Source organism: Rhodanobacter sp. UC4451_H18 (genome assembly GCF_052978225.1).
In genome coordinates this window covers 16,897-30,022 of sequence record NZ_CM129663.1, presented here as the reverse complement: position 1 = coordinate 30,022, position 13,126 = coordinate 16,897, and the positions used below count along the sequence as shown (strand labels likewise).

The window sequence follows — 13,126 nt, the reverse complement described above, 5'->3', positions numbered from 1 at the left end:
GGCCGGGTTGCCCGGCCCGATCAGCTCCCCTGCCCGGCCACGATATTCACCGTGATCGCGATGATGAACACGTTGAAGAAAAACGCGATCACGCTGTGCAGCAGCACCACGCGGCGCAGGTAGGGGCTGGTGATCTGCACGTCGGAGACCTGGAAGGTCATGCCGATGACGATCGAGAAATAGGCGAAATCCCAGTAGTCGGGTTTCGGCGTGTCGGGAAACTCCAGGCCGGCATGCTTGTCGCCGAAGTTGCCGTAGTAGCCGTGGGCGTAATGCACCGCGAACATCACGCTGAGGAACAGCCAGCTCAGCACCACGCTGAGCACGCCGACGGCCAGCTCCGGCACCCCGCCGCTCCTGGCCGCGTGCAGTTCGTCACCCAGCGCCGCCAGCACCACCGCCGACAGCAGCACGCCGCCCCACAGCACGCCCCAGCGCCCGGTATCCAGCGCCTGCGCCTGGCGCCGCATGTGGCTGGGCGTGGCGTGGTTGAACAGCCTGGCCAGGATGCCGAGGTAGACCACCGCGGCCAGGTCGAAACCGAGCAGCACCGCGCTGGCCAGGCGCAGACCGAATCCCCACGACAGCACCGCGACCGACGCCACGAAAAGGACCAGCGACAGGATCAGCCACGGGCGCCCCGCCACGAAACGCCACGGCCGCCAGCCACGCGGCCGGACTGGAGTCGGCTCCGGCAGTGCCGAGGGTTTTCCCATGCATGCCTCCGCGTCAGGAGTTAGCCGAGCAGGTCGTGATATTCGGGATGCCGCTGCACCCACGCGGCAGCATAGGAGCATGCCGGCACCACCTGCCAGCCTTCCGCACGCGCAGCCTCCATCGCCGCCTGCACCAGCGCCGAGGCGATGCCGCGACCGCCCACCTCGGGCGGCACGCCAGTGTGGGTGATCGTCATCACGGTGCCGGCCAGGCTGTAGTCGAGCACGCAGTGCGCGCCATCCACCTCGGTGTGGAAGCGGTGCGCCTTGCGATCGTGCTGGATGGACAGTGGCATGGGTGCTCCTGACGGTCGGGCAAACCGCGAGCATACGGCGCGCGAGGGGCAACCGCATGTGAACCGAAATGCCCGCTTCATTCGCGCCGGCTGCATGAAGCTTCGTGCAGCATGGGTGCTTGTCCGCACAGGAGAACCCCGATGAAGAAATCCGCATTCGCCCACTGGTCCGGCGGCATCAAGGACGGCCAGGGCACGATCTCGACCGAGACCGGCGTGCTGCGCGAGGCGCCCTACGGCTTCAAGTCGCGGTTCGAGGATGGCCCCGGCACGAACCCGGAGGAACTCATCGGCGCAGCACATGCCGGCTGCTACTCGATGGCGCTGTCGCTGGGCCTGGGCAACGCCGGGCTCACCGCCACCGGCATCGACACCAAGGCGGTGGTGACGCTGGAGAAGGACGGCGACGGTTTCACGATCACGGCGGTGCACCTCAGCTGCGAGGCGAAGGTGCCCGGCGCCGACGCGGACACGTTCGCCCGGATCGCCGAGGCGACCAAGCTGGGCTGCCCGGTATCCAAGGTGCTGAAGGCCGAGATCACGCTGGACGCGCGCCTGCTCGGCTGACTCAGGCGGCGGCTTCCGCCGGAAGCGCGGCAACAGTGCGGCGGCGCTGCCGCACTGCCCGCGCCAGCCGCTGCAGCACCTGCACGGAATCCTCCCAGCCGAGGCAGCCGTCGGTGATGCTCTGGCCGTAGCGCAGCGGCTGGCCGGGCTGCAGCTCCTGCCGACCGCCGAGCAGGTGGCTTTCCACCATCACGCCGAGGATGCGCGTTTCGCCGGCGGCGATGCGCACGGCGAGGTCTTCGATCACCCGCGGCTGGTTCTCCGGGTTCTTGCCGCTGTTGGCGTGGCTGGCATCGATCATCACCTGCGGGCGCAGGCCGGCCTTGTCGATCGCCGCACAGGCGGCCTCGACGCTGGCTGCGTCGAAGTTGGGCGCCTTGCCGCCGCGCAGGATCACGTGGCAGTCGCCGTTGCCGCTGGTGCTGGCCACGGCGGCCCGGCCGTCCTTGGTCACCGCCATGAAATGGTGCGGCTGCGACGCGGCCTGCACCGCGTCCACCGCGATCTTCACGTTGCCGTCGGTGCCGTTCTTGAAGCCGACCGGGCAGGACAGCCCCGAAGCCAGCTCGCGGTGCACCTGGCTCTCGGTGGTGCGCGCGCCGATCGCGCCCCACGCCACCAGGTCAGCGATGTATTGCGGCGTGATCATGTCGAGGAACTCGGTGCCGGCCGGCACACCCAGCGTGTTGATGTCACGCAGCAGGCCGCGGGCAAGGCGCAGCCCCTTGTCGATGCGAAAGCTGCCGTCGAGGTCGGGGTCGTTGATCAGCCCCTTCCAGCCGACGGTGGTGCGCGGCTTCTCGAAATACACCCGCATCACGATCTCCAGCGCGTCGCCCAGTTCGCGGCGCAGCGGCGCCAACCGTGCGGCGTACTCCAGCGCCGCGCGGGGGTCGTGGATCGAGCACGGGCCGATCACCACGGCGAGGCGGTCGTCGCTGCCGCAAAGCATGCCGTGCATGGCGCGGCGCGCGGCATCCACGGTGGCCATCGCGGCGTCGCCGGCGGCGCAGTCGCGCATGATCTCGGCCGGCGTGCCGAGGGGGGTGATGGCGCGGATGCGCAGGTCGTCGGTGGCGTGCATGGCGGCTCTCCTGGGGATATTCAGGTGGCGGCCAAAAAAAAACCGCCATGGATTGGCGGTTCGGTGTGGTTTTTCGATCAGTTCAAAACGATCGCGTCCGCGCCGCCGCCGTTGGCTTCGGGTAGCCGTAAAACCAGAAATACAGGCGGGCGGTGATGGAGGACATGGCGCCATTGATAACACAATGGACGTCCAAATCAAACCTTCGCGTCCAGGCGATAGACTGCAGGCATGCCCTCGCCCATCGACGTGCTGCGCCAACCGATCCGCCACTGGGTGCTGCGCGCCTTCCCGCGCGCCGGCTCCGACGGCCCCGACTACGACCATCCGCACGGCGATCCGGGCCTGTTCGGGCCGCACAGCGCCACCTGGCGCGTGCACTCGGATTTCCCCGGCATGCTGGCCGGCGGCCTCGCCGCGCTGACCCTGCAGACGCTGCACCCGCTGGCGCTGGCCGGAGTCTGGGACCATTCCAATTTCCGCGGCGACCTGATCGGACGGCTGCGTCGCACCACGGCCTTCGTCGGGGGCACCACCTATGCGCCGCGTGCGCAGGCCGAGGCGACGATCGCGCACGTGCGGATGATCCACGGCCACGTCACCGGGCACGGCGAAGGCGGACGGCCATACAGCGCCGACGATCCCGACCTGCTGACCTGGGTCCACGTCAGCGAGGCGTACTGCTTTTTGCAGGGCTACCGCCGCTACAGCCACATCGCGATGCCGCCCGGTGCTGCCGACCGCTACTACGACGAGGTGCGGCGGATCGCCGAGGCGCTTGGCGCGCGCGACGTGCCGGCGTCCGAACGCGAGACCATGGATTATTTCCGCCGCATCCAGCCCGAACTGGCCTTTACCGAACGCTCCCGCATCGTGCTCGGCCTGCTCGCGCGGGTGCGGCTGCCGGTGCCGGCGGCCGCGCTGTCGCGCGACCTGTTCCTGCGTGCCGGTCATGCCCTGCTGCCGGATTGGGCGCTCGCGGCGCTCGGCCACACGCCTCGGCAACAGCGCCAGGCGCGACTGGCCGCGCGTGCGCTGTGGTCGATCGCGCCGGTGTTCCGCGCCGCCCTGCAGGACGGCATCGCCAGCCGCGCGTGTCGGCGGGTGGACGTGGCGCCGGAGCAGTTGTCGCACTGGACGCAGCTCCACGCCGTCAATCAGCATTGACAGCGCCACCCTATCGGCTAACGTCACCCGGTGACGTCAGCCAGGGGCGCCTGTGGCAACACTCATCCCAACCCGCAACAGCTGCCTGCCGCGCATGACCGGCGGCGAGAAGCGTGTCTCCGAACGGCTGGAACAGAAGCTGGAGGACGACTACCTGCTCTGGTACGACGTGCCGGTCGGGCTCAAGCAGCGCCATCCGGACTTCGTGGTGTTCCACCCGCGCCGCGGCCTGCTGGTGCTGGAGGTGAAGGACTGGAAGGCCGACACCATCCGCCACGCCGACAGCACCCAGTTCACCCTGGTCACCGAGCGCGGCCTGGTGAAGGAGAACAACCCGCTGCTGCAGGCGCGCGCATATGCGCTGGAGATCGGCGTGGTGCTGGAGCGCGACCCGGCGCTGCGCCACCCGCAAGGCTCACGCCACGCCGGCAAGCTGATCATGCCGTGGGGCTGGGGCGTGGTGCTGGCCAACATCACCCGCAAGCAGTTCGACGAGGGCGGCCTGGGCGAGGTACTGCCCGAGCACCTGGTGATCTGTCGCGACGAGTTGTACGAGACGGTCGACGCCGAGGCGTTCCAGCAGCAGCTGTGGGCGATGTTCCCGCAGGTGTATCCGGTGGCGCTGACCCTGCCGCAGATCGACCGCGTGCGCTGGCACCTGTTCCCCGAATTGCGCGTGGAAGCCGGCAGCGGCCAGTTCGGCCTGTTCGGGCCCACCGATGCCGCGGTGCGGCCGCTGGAAATCCCCGACCTGGTCAAGGTGATGGACGCCCAGCAGGAGCAACTGGCACGCTCGATCGGCGGCGAGCACCGGATCATCCACGGCGTGGCCGGTTCCGGCAAGACGATGATCCTCGGCTTCCGCGCGATGCAGCTGGCGCGCGAGATGTCCAAGCCGATCCTGGTGCTCTGCTACAACAAGACGCTGGCCGCGCGGCTGGAACAACTGATCGGCGAGCGCGGTCTCGGCGAAAAAGTGCAGGTCTACAACTTCCACAAGTGGTGCCGGAAGATGCTTGTGGCCTACAACGAGCCGCTGCCGCCAGGCAGCGGCAAAGCCTTCGTCGAGGCGTTGCCGCCGGCGGTGATCTCGGGCGTCGATCGCGGGCAGATCCCGCGCGCCCAATACGGCGCCGTGCTGGTCGACGAGGGTCACGACTTCGAGCCGGACTGGTACAAGCTGATCGTGCAGATGATCGACCCGGCCACCAACTCGCTGCTGGTGCTGTACGACGACGCGCAGAACATCTACGGCCATGCCGACCGCCGCAAGATCAGCTGGAAGAGCCTTGGCGTGCAGGCGCAGGGCCGCACCACCATCCTCAAGCTCAACTATCGCAACACGCTGGAAATCCTCTCGGTCGCCCGCGCGTTCGCCCAGGACCTGCTTGCCTCGCGCAGCGACGACGATGACGGCGTACCGCTGATCGCGCCGGAAAGCGCCGGCCGCCGCGGCGCCGTGCCCGAGCTGGTGCGCACCGAGACCGCCCGCGCGCAGATGGATGTGCTGATCGCCCGGCTGCGCGACGAGCATGCACATGGCCGCCCGTATTCCGACATGGCGGTGATCTACCGCAACCAGTGGGAAGGCGAAAGGCTGCACGAAGCACTCAGGCAGCTCGGCATCCCCAGCCGCCTCGCCGACAACGCCGGCAAGCAGGCCCTGTTCGTGGTCGAGGACAGCGTGAAGCTGGTGACCATGCACTCCAGCAAAGGCCTGGAGTTTCCCTTCGTCATCATCCCCGGCATCGGCGGCCTGCCCAAGGAAGGCCAGGCCGAAGCCGACGAGGCGCGCCTGCTCTACGTCGCGATGACCCGCGCCACCGAACACCTGCTGCTGATCCACCACGACGACTCGGTGTTCTCCAAGCGCATCCGCGACTCGATCAACGAAGTGCAGGGTCAGCTGAAAGACACGCCGTAAGCCAGCGCCCCTCTTTCGCGTGAACCCGCCCGCGAGCGATGCTTTCGGGGTCCGGATTCGGTATCTGCAAGAGCGAGAGCATCGCCCACGAGCGAGCTCACAAGGGGCGTCGCAGCCATCGGTGGCCGGCCCGAGAAGTTGAAAAACTCACAAGCTCTCAGCGTGGCTTGACCGGCAGATATTGCCGCCGCTCGCCATGGCGCGCGCCGCGGGTGTCCACGTTCGCGCACAGCGTGCCGCTGTCGCACAAGGCCACGTCGGCGCCGTTGTAGGCTTTCAGCAACTCGGCGGAAAGCTGGTTGTCGCGAATCACGCGGGTGTAATGCGTCGACAACCACACGCTGCCGGCCAGCAACAAGGCGAGCGCCAGCACGACGGCGCCGAGGGTTTTCCATATCAACTGGCGATGCAGCCGTTGCAGGTGACCGATCTGTCCGGCCAGCGCCTGTGCAGTCTTTTCCACATCGCCGCTCGCCGAATCCAGACGCTGGCGATAATCGCCGATCGACGAGCCAAGGCCCTCGCGCATCAGCGAACTCATCTCGGCCGGCAAAGTCTGCAACGCACCATCGGCAGAGGTCTTGACTACCGCCGGCAGTTGCAGCGCCAGTCCCTGCAGCGCATCGGCCAGAGCTTGCAGGCGCGAGTCGATGGCGGCGCCGCGGCGCTCGTAATGCACCATCAGCGTCGCGGTCTTGTCGATCAAGGCGGTCAATTCGTCCTCTTGCATGGTGTCGCTCCTTGATGCCAATCGATCGTGTTCAGCGCTGCAGCACGGGTTCCGGAACGGGTTGCAGCCGCGGTGGCGCGGGCATCGCCTGCTGCTGTGCCGCGTGCTGCTCCAGCCAGCCCGCCTGCGTCGCGGCGCGCTCGAGCAGCCGGCGGCCAGCGTCACCACCGGCCAGCGTGCGGTTTTCGCGGCTGAACGTCGCCCAGTCGTTTGCCTGTCCGGCCGCCAGCAGGCGGTCGAGCCGTGCCGACAAATCGTCGGCTGGCGTCTTCCATGCCGACTCGGGCGTTACCGTCCGGGCGCCCGCCTGCACCGGCTGCCGTTCAAACTGCCGGCTCAGCACTTCGTCGCGGGGCTCGGCGTTGTACGGATCGCTCACCTTGCCAGCCTCGTGCTTTGGCACCAGCAGCTCGTTGTAGCCCTCGGGACGGAGTCGGTCGACCTTGCGGCCGAGTCGATAGATCAGCATGCCGTCCTCCGAGCGATGCACCACGTTCAGGCGCGGGTCGTCGGGTACCGCCTGCAGCGTGAGGAACGGATGATCGCTGAGGGCATTGAGGTAATCGCTCATCAGGTTGTCGCTGCGGATGGCCAGGCCATCCCGGTGATAGCTGCCCCCGACGTCCGAATGCACCCCGGCCACGATCACGCCCAGGAAGCGACCATCCGGCGTCACGCCCGGATCGATGGTGCGATCGGACTTGAACAACCCGCGCCGCTCGTCCGCGGAAATGACCTGGAATCCGGAAATCACCGACGGCGGCAGGCGCCGGTCGTGCTCGCGCACCGGCTCGCCGGTACCCACCGCATCGAACAGGCCCACCACCTGCGCCACCTGGCCGGGGGCGACCAGGGGAGGCCTGCCGTATTCGACGTGGGTTATCTGGCCGTGCCGGTCGCGGATATAGATCGCACCTGAAGGGTCTTGAATGCCCCGCTCATGAACCAATCGCGCGAACCCGGCAGCTTGTTCCGAGCCGCGGCTGAAACCAATATCGGCCACGCGGATTTCAGCCTCGGGATCCTTCTGCTTCCACTGCCAAGCCTTGTCGATGAGCTGCTTGTACACCTGCTCGATGCGTTCGTCGTAGGTATTGCCGTTGATGCCATCCAGCGTGCGCCCAAGATAATGATCCTGCGTGCCTGGGCCCGGAACATAACCAGCCGCAATTTGCTTGTTTCCCTGTTTGGCCAACATATCGACTTGCGCGTTGATCCTGGCCACATTGGTCGCATGCTGTGGGTCCTTGAAAACATCGTTACCGGTACCGTCGAACGCCGCCAGGAACAAATGCTCGTGAGGGTTGCATTCGTGCACCAACACCGGAGCCTGGAACCTCGACAACGCAGCGGCAGCGTCGACGTAACTTTGCAGCCGCTGTGCGTCCGCCGCATAGTACGGCACGCCATCATCGAGAATACCGTCCTTGTCCAGCCTGTCCTCCTGGCTCATTCCCTTGCCCCTCGATCAATAGGTGCGCGTCCAGACCAGAAACAGATCGTCGCGCGCGCTGCTGTACTTGTTCCCCGGTATCTGCTCCGTCCTGGTGGGAACAAGCATCTTCATGTAGACGTCGATGGTGCGGTCGTTTACCACCAGAATAATTCCGGGTTCGCCAGCCACGGGGCCACGGAAGAAATCAGCCATGTCCGCCTTGGGCACTTTGTGCCAGATCAACTGATTCTTGAAGATTGCAGCCATGTCCACCTTGGCCTCATGCGGAATGCCATCCAATGACTTCCAACACACTTCTGCAGGTGCCGGAAAGTTGTCGATGCCCAGGTACGACGCATCCAGATTGGCTTGGTAGTCCCCCGCGGGCGGCGGCCCGGAAACCACCTCGGGATCCCGCTCGGATCCAGACCCGGTGTGATCGAAGTTGTCGTAGATAACGTGGCAGCCTGTCGCGTTGTAGCAATAAGCCCCGAAACTGTGCTTTGCAAACCGCAACGGCACCGCAAGCGTCTCCGGCGGCGGCTGGATCTTCGTGGACTGGGTGGTCATGGCGGGGTGGCATCCTGTCATCAGGGCGGCGGCAATCGCCAGCAAGGGAAGTGCGCCGTGGCGCATGGGCTTCCGTCGATGCATCGGGCTCTCCTGCCTCGGTCTGCAAACGTCATGGAATGTACGGTGCCTTCGGCGCGATGCGCAACGCGCAGGCCGGGGAAATGCCGAATCGATCAGACTTTGCAGCGGAGGCCCACAACGCGGCGGGGCTTGCGCCCACGACATCGGCGATTGATACACTGCAAGCTCGATTCGCGCGCGGGGCGCGACCAGGGATGAACACGAGGCCGGCATGAAGGAAACCGATCGACGACCCATCGCCGCGCGCAGCAGTGCCTGGGCGAAAGCCGTCACGCGCGCGCTGGTACGCACCTCGATCACGCCCAACCAGATCTCCTGCGTCAGCGTGGTGTTCGCGTTGTCGGGTGCTGCCGCCCTGCTGGTGCTGGCCGACCCGTTCGGCAAATTGCTGTGCGCGGCAGCCATCGTGCTGCGGCTGCTTTGCAACATGTTCGACGGCATGGTCGCGGTCGAGGGTGGCAAGGGTTCGCCGGCCGGCGCGCTGTTCAACGAGATACCGGACCGGCTGGCCGATTCGCTGTTCCTGGTCGCTCTCGGCTACGCCGCCGGGCTGCCGTGGCTGGGCTGGCTGTGCGCCCTGCTGGCCGCGCTCACCGCCTATGTGCGGGTGCTGGGCGGTTCGCTGGGGCTGGTGCAGGACTTTCGCGGGCCGATGGCCAAGCCGCACCGCATGTGGCTGCTGGTGGCGACGTTGCTGCTTGCCGCGCTGCTGCCCGCATGGAGTCGCGAACTGCTGCTGGGCGGCGCGCTGGTGATCGCCGCAGGCGCGGCGCTGACCTGCATCACGCGCAGTCGCGCGATTGCCCTGCGGCTACGCACTGAAGACGGCGCATGATTACCTCGCACGTCCTCGTCGGCCTGGTGCGGCTGCTGGTCGGCGCGCACGCGCGCTGGATCGGCTGCGAACCTTCGCCTGCGCAGCGAATCTACTTCGCCAACCACGCCAGCCACCTCGATGCACTGGCCCTGTGGTCCGCCCTGCCGCCGAGCTTGCGCGCCCTCACGCGTCCGGTGGCGGCGCGTGATTACTGGGGCCGGGGCGGCATCCGCGGTTTCATTGCAGACCACGGTTTTCGCGCCGTCTACATCGAGCGCGACCGCAGTCGCTGCGAGGGCGATCCGCTGCAGCCGCTGCGCGACGCGCTGGATACTGGCGAGTCGCTGATCATTTTCCCGGAGGGCACGCGCAGCCAGCAGCCGCTGCCGCAACCGTTCAAGGCCGGGCTGTTCCATCTGGCGCGCGATTACCCACAGGCAGAGCTGGTGCCGGTCTACCTGGATTCGCTGCACCGGAGCATGCCCAAGGGCAGCCTGCTGCCGGTGCCGCTGACCTGCGTGGTGCGCTTCGGCGAAACCATGCGATTGCTGGCGAACGAAGACAAGGACGATTTCCTCAGGCGCGCCCACGCGGCGGTGGTGGCACTGGCATGACGGCACAGCAGAAGTTCTGGTGGGTGATGGGCGGCATCCTGGCGCTGTTGCTGCTGGCCAGCGCGATCGGTGGCTGGCTGGGACGGCGGGCGGCGCCGGGCAAGCGCGAGGTGATCGACAACCTCAACGCCCGCATCCGCGCCTGGTGGTGGATGGCCGCGCTGCTGTGCGCCTGCTTCGTGCTGGGCCGCGTCGCCACCCTGGTGTTCTTTGCGCTGGCCTCGTTCTTCGCGCTGCGCGAGTTCGCCACGCTCACGCCGACCCGCCGCGGCGATCACCTGCCGCTGGTGCTGTGTTTCTACGTGGCGATACCGCTGCAGTACTGGCTGATCGGCATCGACTGGTACGGGCTGTTCGCGATCTGCATTCCGGTGTACGGCTTCCTGCTGTTGCCGGCGATCACCGCGCTCAGCGGCGACACCGAGAATTTCCTGGAGCGCACCACCAAGATCCAGTGGGGACTGATGCTCACGGTGTACTGCGTGAGCTACGCGCCAGCGGTACTGCTGCTGCACATTCCCGGCTATCAGGGGCAGAGCCTGCTGCTGATGCTGTACCTGCTGCTGGTGGTGCAGATCAGCGACGTGCTGCAGTACGTGTTCGGCAAGCTGTTCGGCCGACACAAGCTGGCCCCTCGGGTGAGTCCGTCCAAGACCGTCGAGGGCCTGGTCGGCGGCGGCCTTTCGGCCGTGGCCATCGGCGCCTGCATGTGGTGGATCACGCCGTTCACGTTCTGGGGTTCAGCCGGCATGTCGCTGGTGATCGTGCTGGCCGGCTTCCTCGGCGGACTGGCGCTGTCGGCGGTCAAGCGCAGCATCGGCGCGAAGGACTGGGGCAGCATGATCGAGGGCCACGGCGGCATCCTCGACCGGCTCGACTCGGTCACCTTCGCCGCGCCGATCTTCTTCCACATCGTGCACTATGCATTCATGTGATCCGGGGCCGGATCAGCGGCGATAGGGCGCGAGCAGCCCGGCCGAATCGAACAGCCCCGCCGGCAGCAGGTAGCGCGGATCGCGGCCGGCGGCCAGCAACTGGCGGATGCGGGTGGCGGAAATCTCCAGCAGGGTGACCGCCAGCTCGATCACGCGACCGGCTGGCGCCAGCCGCAACGCCGCGGCGTCGTCCGCCCGGCGGCCGGCGAGTTCCCGGTGCAACGCTTCCGGCAGCGGCGCCTGTTCACCCGGACGGCTGAGCACGCCAATGTGCGCCAGCTCGAACAGCCGCTGCCACTCGTGCCAGCCGGGCAAGCCGGCGAACGCGTCGGCGCCGAGCAGCAAAACCAGCGGACGATCACCCTGCTCGGCGCGCAAGCCGGCCAACGTGTCGACCGTGTAGGACGCGCCCTCGCGGGCCAGCTCGCGCCCATCCGGGATCAGCCGCGACTGGCCGCGCAGCGCCACCTGCAGCATCGCCAGCCGCTGCGCCGCGCTGGCGATCGGCGGCGGGCGATGCGGCGGCAGCCCCGCCGGCATCATCAGCACCTCGGCATCGAGCAGTTCGGCGGCTTCCCACGCCACGCACAGATGGCCGAGGTGGATCGGATCGAAGGTGCCGCCAAAAATCGCCAGCGGTTTCACGCGAGCGCCTTCGCGGCGCGCGGCTCGGCAATGGCCGCGATCAGCCGTTCGGCTTCCAGCCACGGATCGCCCTGCTCGCGGCCCTTGGCCATGCGGTCGATGCGCGCGGCACGCGCCAGGCATTGCAGCCAGTGTTCGCGCGGCGCACGGCGCAATGCCTGGCGGAACATCTGCTCGCGCGATTGCCACAGGCGCTCGGCCTTGGCCTGCGCGGCGAAGTTCTGCGCATTGGCCAGACGCAGCGCCAGCTGCAGCTGGTTGACCAACCAGCCCATCAGCGCGATCAGCTCGTCGCCTTCGGAGCGCAACCCGGCCAGCACGCGCAGCGCGCGCGCACCGTCGCCGGACAAGGCGGCGTCGGTGAGCTTGAATACGTCGTAACGGGCGCTGTCGGCGACGAGGCTCTCCATCTCGGTCGCGTCGATGCGGCCTTCACCATGCAATACCGCCAGCTTGTCGACCTCCTGCGCCGCCGCCAGCAGGTTGCCCTCGACCCGCTCGGCCAGCAACGCCACCGCGTCGGCACTGGCGCTGAGTCCGCGCGAAGCCAGCCGCGCACCGACCCAGGCGTTCCACTCGTGCGGCCGCGGCGCATTGAACACCACCATGCTGTGGCTGGCGTCGAGCTTCTTGCTCCAGGCGCCGTCGTGCTTGCTGCTCCACTCCATCGCGGTGATCAGCAAGGTGACGTCCGGCGGCGGGTCGGCGCAGAACGCGGTGATCGCCTTGGCGCCTTCGATGCCGGGGCGACCGGTCGGCAGGCGCAGGTCGATCAGCCGGCGGCTGGCGAACAGCGACATGCTGGCGCCGGCGCGGGCGACGTCATCCCAGTCGAAATGCTGGCCGACCTCGAGCACCTCGCGCTCGCCGTAACCCAGTCGCCGTGCCTGCGCGCGCAAGGCGTCGGCGGCTTCCAGCACCAGCAGTTCCTCGCCGGCCAGCAGGTAGACGGCGTCGAGTCGATCCGCCGCCAGCGCCTTCGACCACTGGTTCGGGTTGAGCGGCATCAGCGCACGCTGGACGCCGCGGCGGGAGAATGGGCGGCGGCCTGCAGGCGGAACATGATCGCCTGCACCATGTCGTCATCGAGGCTCTTCTGGATCTGCTCGACCTGCGAGGCGCTGCCCACCGTGTTGCCGGCGTCGTAGCTGAACTCGCGCGACATGTTGATGGTCTGCAGCGGCACCAGGATCTGCCCGCTTGCGTCGGTGACGCCGAACCTGACCGTGTAGTGGATCGCGAACTCGCTGATGCGCGCGTAGCCACCGGAGGTGAGCGTGTCGGTGTTGAAGGCGGCGGTGGGTACGGCAAGCTCGGCGATGCCGGGGCCGGGCGCGTCTTCGACGGCAACGCCGGCGCGTTCCAGCGCGAGGGTCAGCTGGCGCTGGAAATTGCTGCCGCCGTGGGCGTCCAGATGCACCCGCTGCATGGCCGCGGGCAGGTTGGCGTTCTGACGCAGATGGAAGCCGCAGGCAGTCAGCGCCAGCGCGGCGAGCAGCAGCGACAGCAGGCGAATCCGACGCGCGTTGATGAAGCCCATGG

The 13,126-nt window shown here is 67.6% G+C and carries 15 protein-coding genes; 6 read left to right on the top strand and 9 right to left on the bottom strand.

Features of this window, described 5'->3' with window-relative positions; translation table 11 throughout:
* Positions 1-20: 20 nt before the first annotated feature.
* Together ACVCMG_RS00130 and ACVCMG_RS00125 are read right to left on the bottom strand one after the other, a co-directional pair.
* Positions 21-716 carry a DUF1345 domain-containing protein gene (locus ACVCMG_RS00130; protein ID WP_447106330.1) on the bottom strand — a complete coding sequence of 232 codons (696 nt, stop codon included), beginning with the start codon at positions 714-716 and terminating at the stop codon, positions 21-23.
* A 20-nt stretch (positions 717-736) separates the two neighbouring features.
* Complete coding sequence (locus ACVCMG_RS00125; RefSeq protein WP_395119258.1) at positions 737-1,012, bottom strand: GNAT family N-acetyltransferase; 276 nt, start codon at positions 1,010-1,012, stop codon at positions 737-739.
* A 141-nt stretch (positions 1,013-1,153) separates the two neighbouring features.
* Between ACVCMG_RS00125 and ACVCMG_RS00120 the strand changes: the two genes are divergently transcribed.
* Positions 1,154-1,579 carry an OsmC family protein gene (locus ACVCMG_RS00120; protein ID WP_395119259.1) on the top strand — a complete coding sequence of 142 codons (426 nt, stop codon included), beginning with the start codon at positions 1,154-1,156 and terminating at the stop codon, positions 1,577-1,579.
* 1 nt (position 1,580) lies between these two features.
* On the opposite strand, the gene ACVCMG_RS00115 is transcribed toward ACVCMG_RS00120, so the two are convergent.
* Positions 1,581-2,663, bottom strand: coding sequence for a 3-deoxy-7-phosphoheptulonate synthase (locus ACVCMG_RS00115; RefSeq protein WP_395119260.1), 1,083 nt, complete (start codon positions 2,661-2,663; stop codon positions 1,581-1,583).
* A 231-nt stretch (positions 2,664-2,894) separates the two neighbouring features.
* Here ACVCMG_RS00115 and ACVCMG_RS00110 point away from each other — a divergent pair, with 231 nt between their 5' ends.
* Both ACVCMG_RS00110 and ACVCMG_RS00105 read left to right on the top strand, forming a co-directional pair.
* Positions 2,895-3,830, top strand: coding sequence for an oxygenase MpaB family protein (locus tag ACVCMG_RS00110; RefSeq protein WP_447106331.1), 936 nt, complete (start codon positions 2,895-2,897; stop codon positions 3,828-3,830).
* Between the two features lie 52 nt (positions 3,831-3,882).
* A complete protein-coding gene (locus tag ACVCMG_RS00105; RefSeq protein ID WP_447106332.1) occupies positions 3,883-5,754 on the top strand; it encodes a 3'-5' exonuclease in 1,872 nt (623 codons plus the stop codon).
* A gap of 157 nt (positions 5,755-5,911) precedes the next feature.
* On the opposite strand, the gene ACVCMG_RS00100 is transcribed toward ACVCMG_RS00105, so the two are convergent.
* From ACVCMG_RS00100 to ACVCMG_RS00090, 3 genes are read right to left on the bottom strand one after another with little or no spacing between them, the layout of a single operon-like run.
* Positions 5,912-6,484, bottom strand: coding sequence for a relaxation protein (locus ACVCMG_RS00100; protein WP_447114622.1), 573 nt, complete (start codon positions 6,482-6,484; stop codon positions 5,912-5,914).
* A gap of 31 nt (positions 6,485-6,515) precedes the next feature.
* Positions 6,516-7,937, bottom strand: coding sequence for a T6SS phospholipase effector Tle1-like catalytic domain-containing protein (locus ACVCMG_RS00095; RefSeq protein ID WP_447114621.1), 1,422 nt, complete (start codon positions 7,935-7,937; stop codon positions 6,516-6,518).
* A 15-nt stretch (positions 7,938-7,952) separates the two neighbouring features.
* The gene (locus tag ACVCMG_RS00090; RefSeq protein WP_447114620.1) at positions 7,953-8,573 is read right to left on the bottom strand and encodes a hypothetical protein; all 621 of its coding nucleotides are present in this window, start codon (positions 8,571-8,573) and stop codon (positions 7,953-7,955) included.
* A 211-nt stretch (positions 8,574-8,784) separates the two neighbouring features.
* Between ACVCMG_RS00090 and ACVCMG_RS00085 the strand changes: the two genes are divergently transcribed.
* The 3 genes from ACVCMG_RS00085 to ACVCMG_RS00075 are packed head-to-tail and all read left to right on the top strand — an operon-like array spanning position 8,785 to position 10,939.
* Positions 8,785-9,408 (top strand): CDP-alcohol phosphatidyltransferase family protein, encoded by a 624-nt coding sequence (locus ACVCMG_RS00085; protein ID WP_447114619.1) that lies wholly within the window; start codon positions 8,785-8,787, stop codon positions 9,406-9,408.
* A complete protein-coding gene (locus tag ACVCMG_RS00080) occupies positions 9,405-10,004 on the top strand; it encodes a lysophospholipid acyltransferase family protein (RefSeq protein ID WP_447114618.1) in 600 nt (199 codons plus the stop codon). Before ACVCMG_RS00085 ends, ACVCMG_RS00080 begins: the two co-directional genes overlap by 4 nt.
* Positions 10,001-10,939 (top strand): phosphatidate cytidylyltransferase, encoded by a 939-nt coding sequence (locus ACVCMG_RS00075; RefSeq protein WP_447114617.1) that lies wholly within the window; start codon positions 10,001-10,003, stop codon positions 10,937-10,939. The genes ACVCMG_RS00080 and ACVCMG_RS00075 overlap by 4 nt, the downstream gene beginning before the upstream one ends.
* A 12-nt stretch (positions 10,940-10,951) precedes the next feature.
* Here the strand turns inward: ACVCMG_RS00075 and nadD are convergent, their stop codons facing one another.
* From nadD to ACVCMG_RS00060, 3 genes are read right to left on the bottom strand one after another with little or no spacing between them, the layout of a single operon-like run.
* Positions 10,952-11,584 carry a nicotinate-nucleotide adenylyltransferase gene (gene nadD, locus ACVCMG_RS00070; RefSeq protein ID WP_447114616.1) on the bottom strand — a complete coding sequence of 211 codons (633 nt, stop codon included), beginning with the start codon at positions 11,582-11,584 and terminating at the stop codon, positions 10,952-10,954.
* Positions 11,581-12,591, bottom strand: coding sequence for a DNA polymerase III subunit delta (gene holA / locus ACVCMG_RS00065; RefSeq protein WP_447106337.1), 1,011 nt, complete (start codon positions 12,589-12,591; stop codon positions 11,581-11,583). Before holA ends, nadD begins: the two co-directional genes overlap by 4 nt.
* The gene (locus ACVCMG_RS00060) at positions 12,591-13,124 is read right to left on the bottom strand and encodes an LPS-assembly lipoprotein LptE (RefSeq protein WP_395119271.1); all 534 of its coding nucleotides are present in this window, start codon (positions 13,122-13,124) and stop codon (positions 12,591-12,593) included. The genes holA and ACVCMG_RS00060 overlap by 1 nt, the downstream gene beginning before the upstream one ends.
* Positions 13,125-13,126 lie beyond the last annotated feature (2 nt).

Excerpts from the sequence above, each read along its gene's own strand:
- ACVCMG_RS00080 (WP_447114618.1), top strand. The coding sequence starts at position 9,405 with ATGATTACCTCGCACGTCCTCGTCGGCCTGGTGCGGCTGCTGGTCGGC.
- ACVCMG_RS00090 (WP_447114620.1), bottom strand. The coding sequence starts at position 8,573 with ATGCATCGACGGAAGCCCATGCGCCACGGCGCACTTCCCTTGCTGGCG.
- ACVCMG_RS00060 (WP_395119271.1), bottom strand. The coding sequence starts at position 13,124 with ATGGGCTTCATCAACGCGCGTCGGATTCGCCTGCTGTCGCTGCTGCTC.
- ACVCMG_RS00085 (WP_447114619.1), top strand. The coding sequence starts at position 8,785 with ATGAAGGAAACCGATCGACGACCCATCGCCGCGCGCAGCAGTGCCTGG.
- ACVCMG_RS00110 (WP_447106331.1), top strand. The coding sequence starts at position 2,895 with ATGCCCTCGCCCATCGACGTGCTGCGCCAACCGATCCGCCACTGGGTG.
- ACVCMG_RS00120 (WP_395119259.1), top strand. The coding sequence starts at position 1,154 with ATGAAGAAATCCGCATTCGCCCACTGGTCCGGCGGCATCAAGGACGGC.
- ACVCMG_RS00125 (WP_395119258.1), bottom strand. The coding sequence starts at position 1,012 with ATGCCACTGTCCATCCAGCACGATCGCAAGGCGCACCGCTTCCACACC.
- ACVCMG_RS00115 (WP_395119260.1), bottom strand. The coding sequence starts at position 2,663 with ATGCACGCCACCGACGACCTGCGCATCCGCGCCATCACCCCCCTCGGC.
- ACVCMG_RS00095 (WP_447114621.1), bottom strand. The coding sequence starts at position 7,937 with ATGAGCCAGGAGGACAGGCTGGACAAGGACGGTATTCTCGATGATGGC.
- ACVCMG_RS00130 (WP_447106330.1), bottom strand. The coding sequence starts at position 716 with ATGGGAAAACCCTCGGCACTGCCGGAGCCGACTCCAGTCCGGCCGCGT.
- ACVCMG_RS00075 (WP_447114617.1), top strand. The coding sequence starts at position 10,001 with ATGACGGCACAGCAGAAGTTCTGGTGGGTGATGGGCGGCATCCTGGCG.
- holA (WP_447106337.1), bottom strand. The coding sequence starts at position 12,591 with ATGCCGCTCAACCCGAACCAGTGGTCGAAGGCGCTGGCGGCGGATCGA.
- ACVCMG_RS00100 (WP_447114622.1), bottom strand. The coding sequence starts at position 6,484 with ATGCAAGAGGACGAATTGACCGCCTTGATCGACAAGACCGCGACGCTG.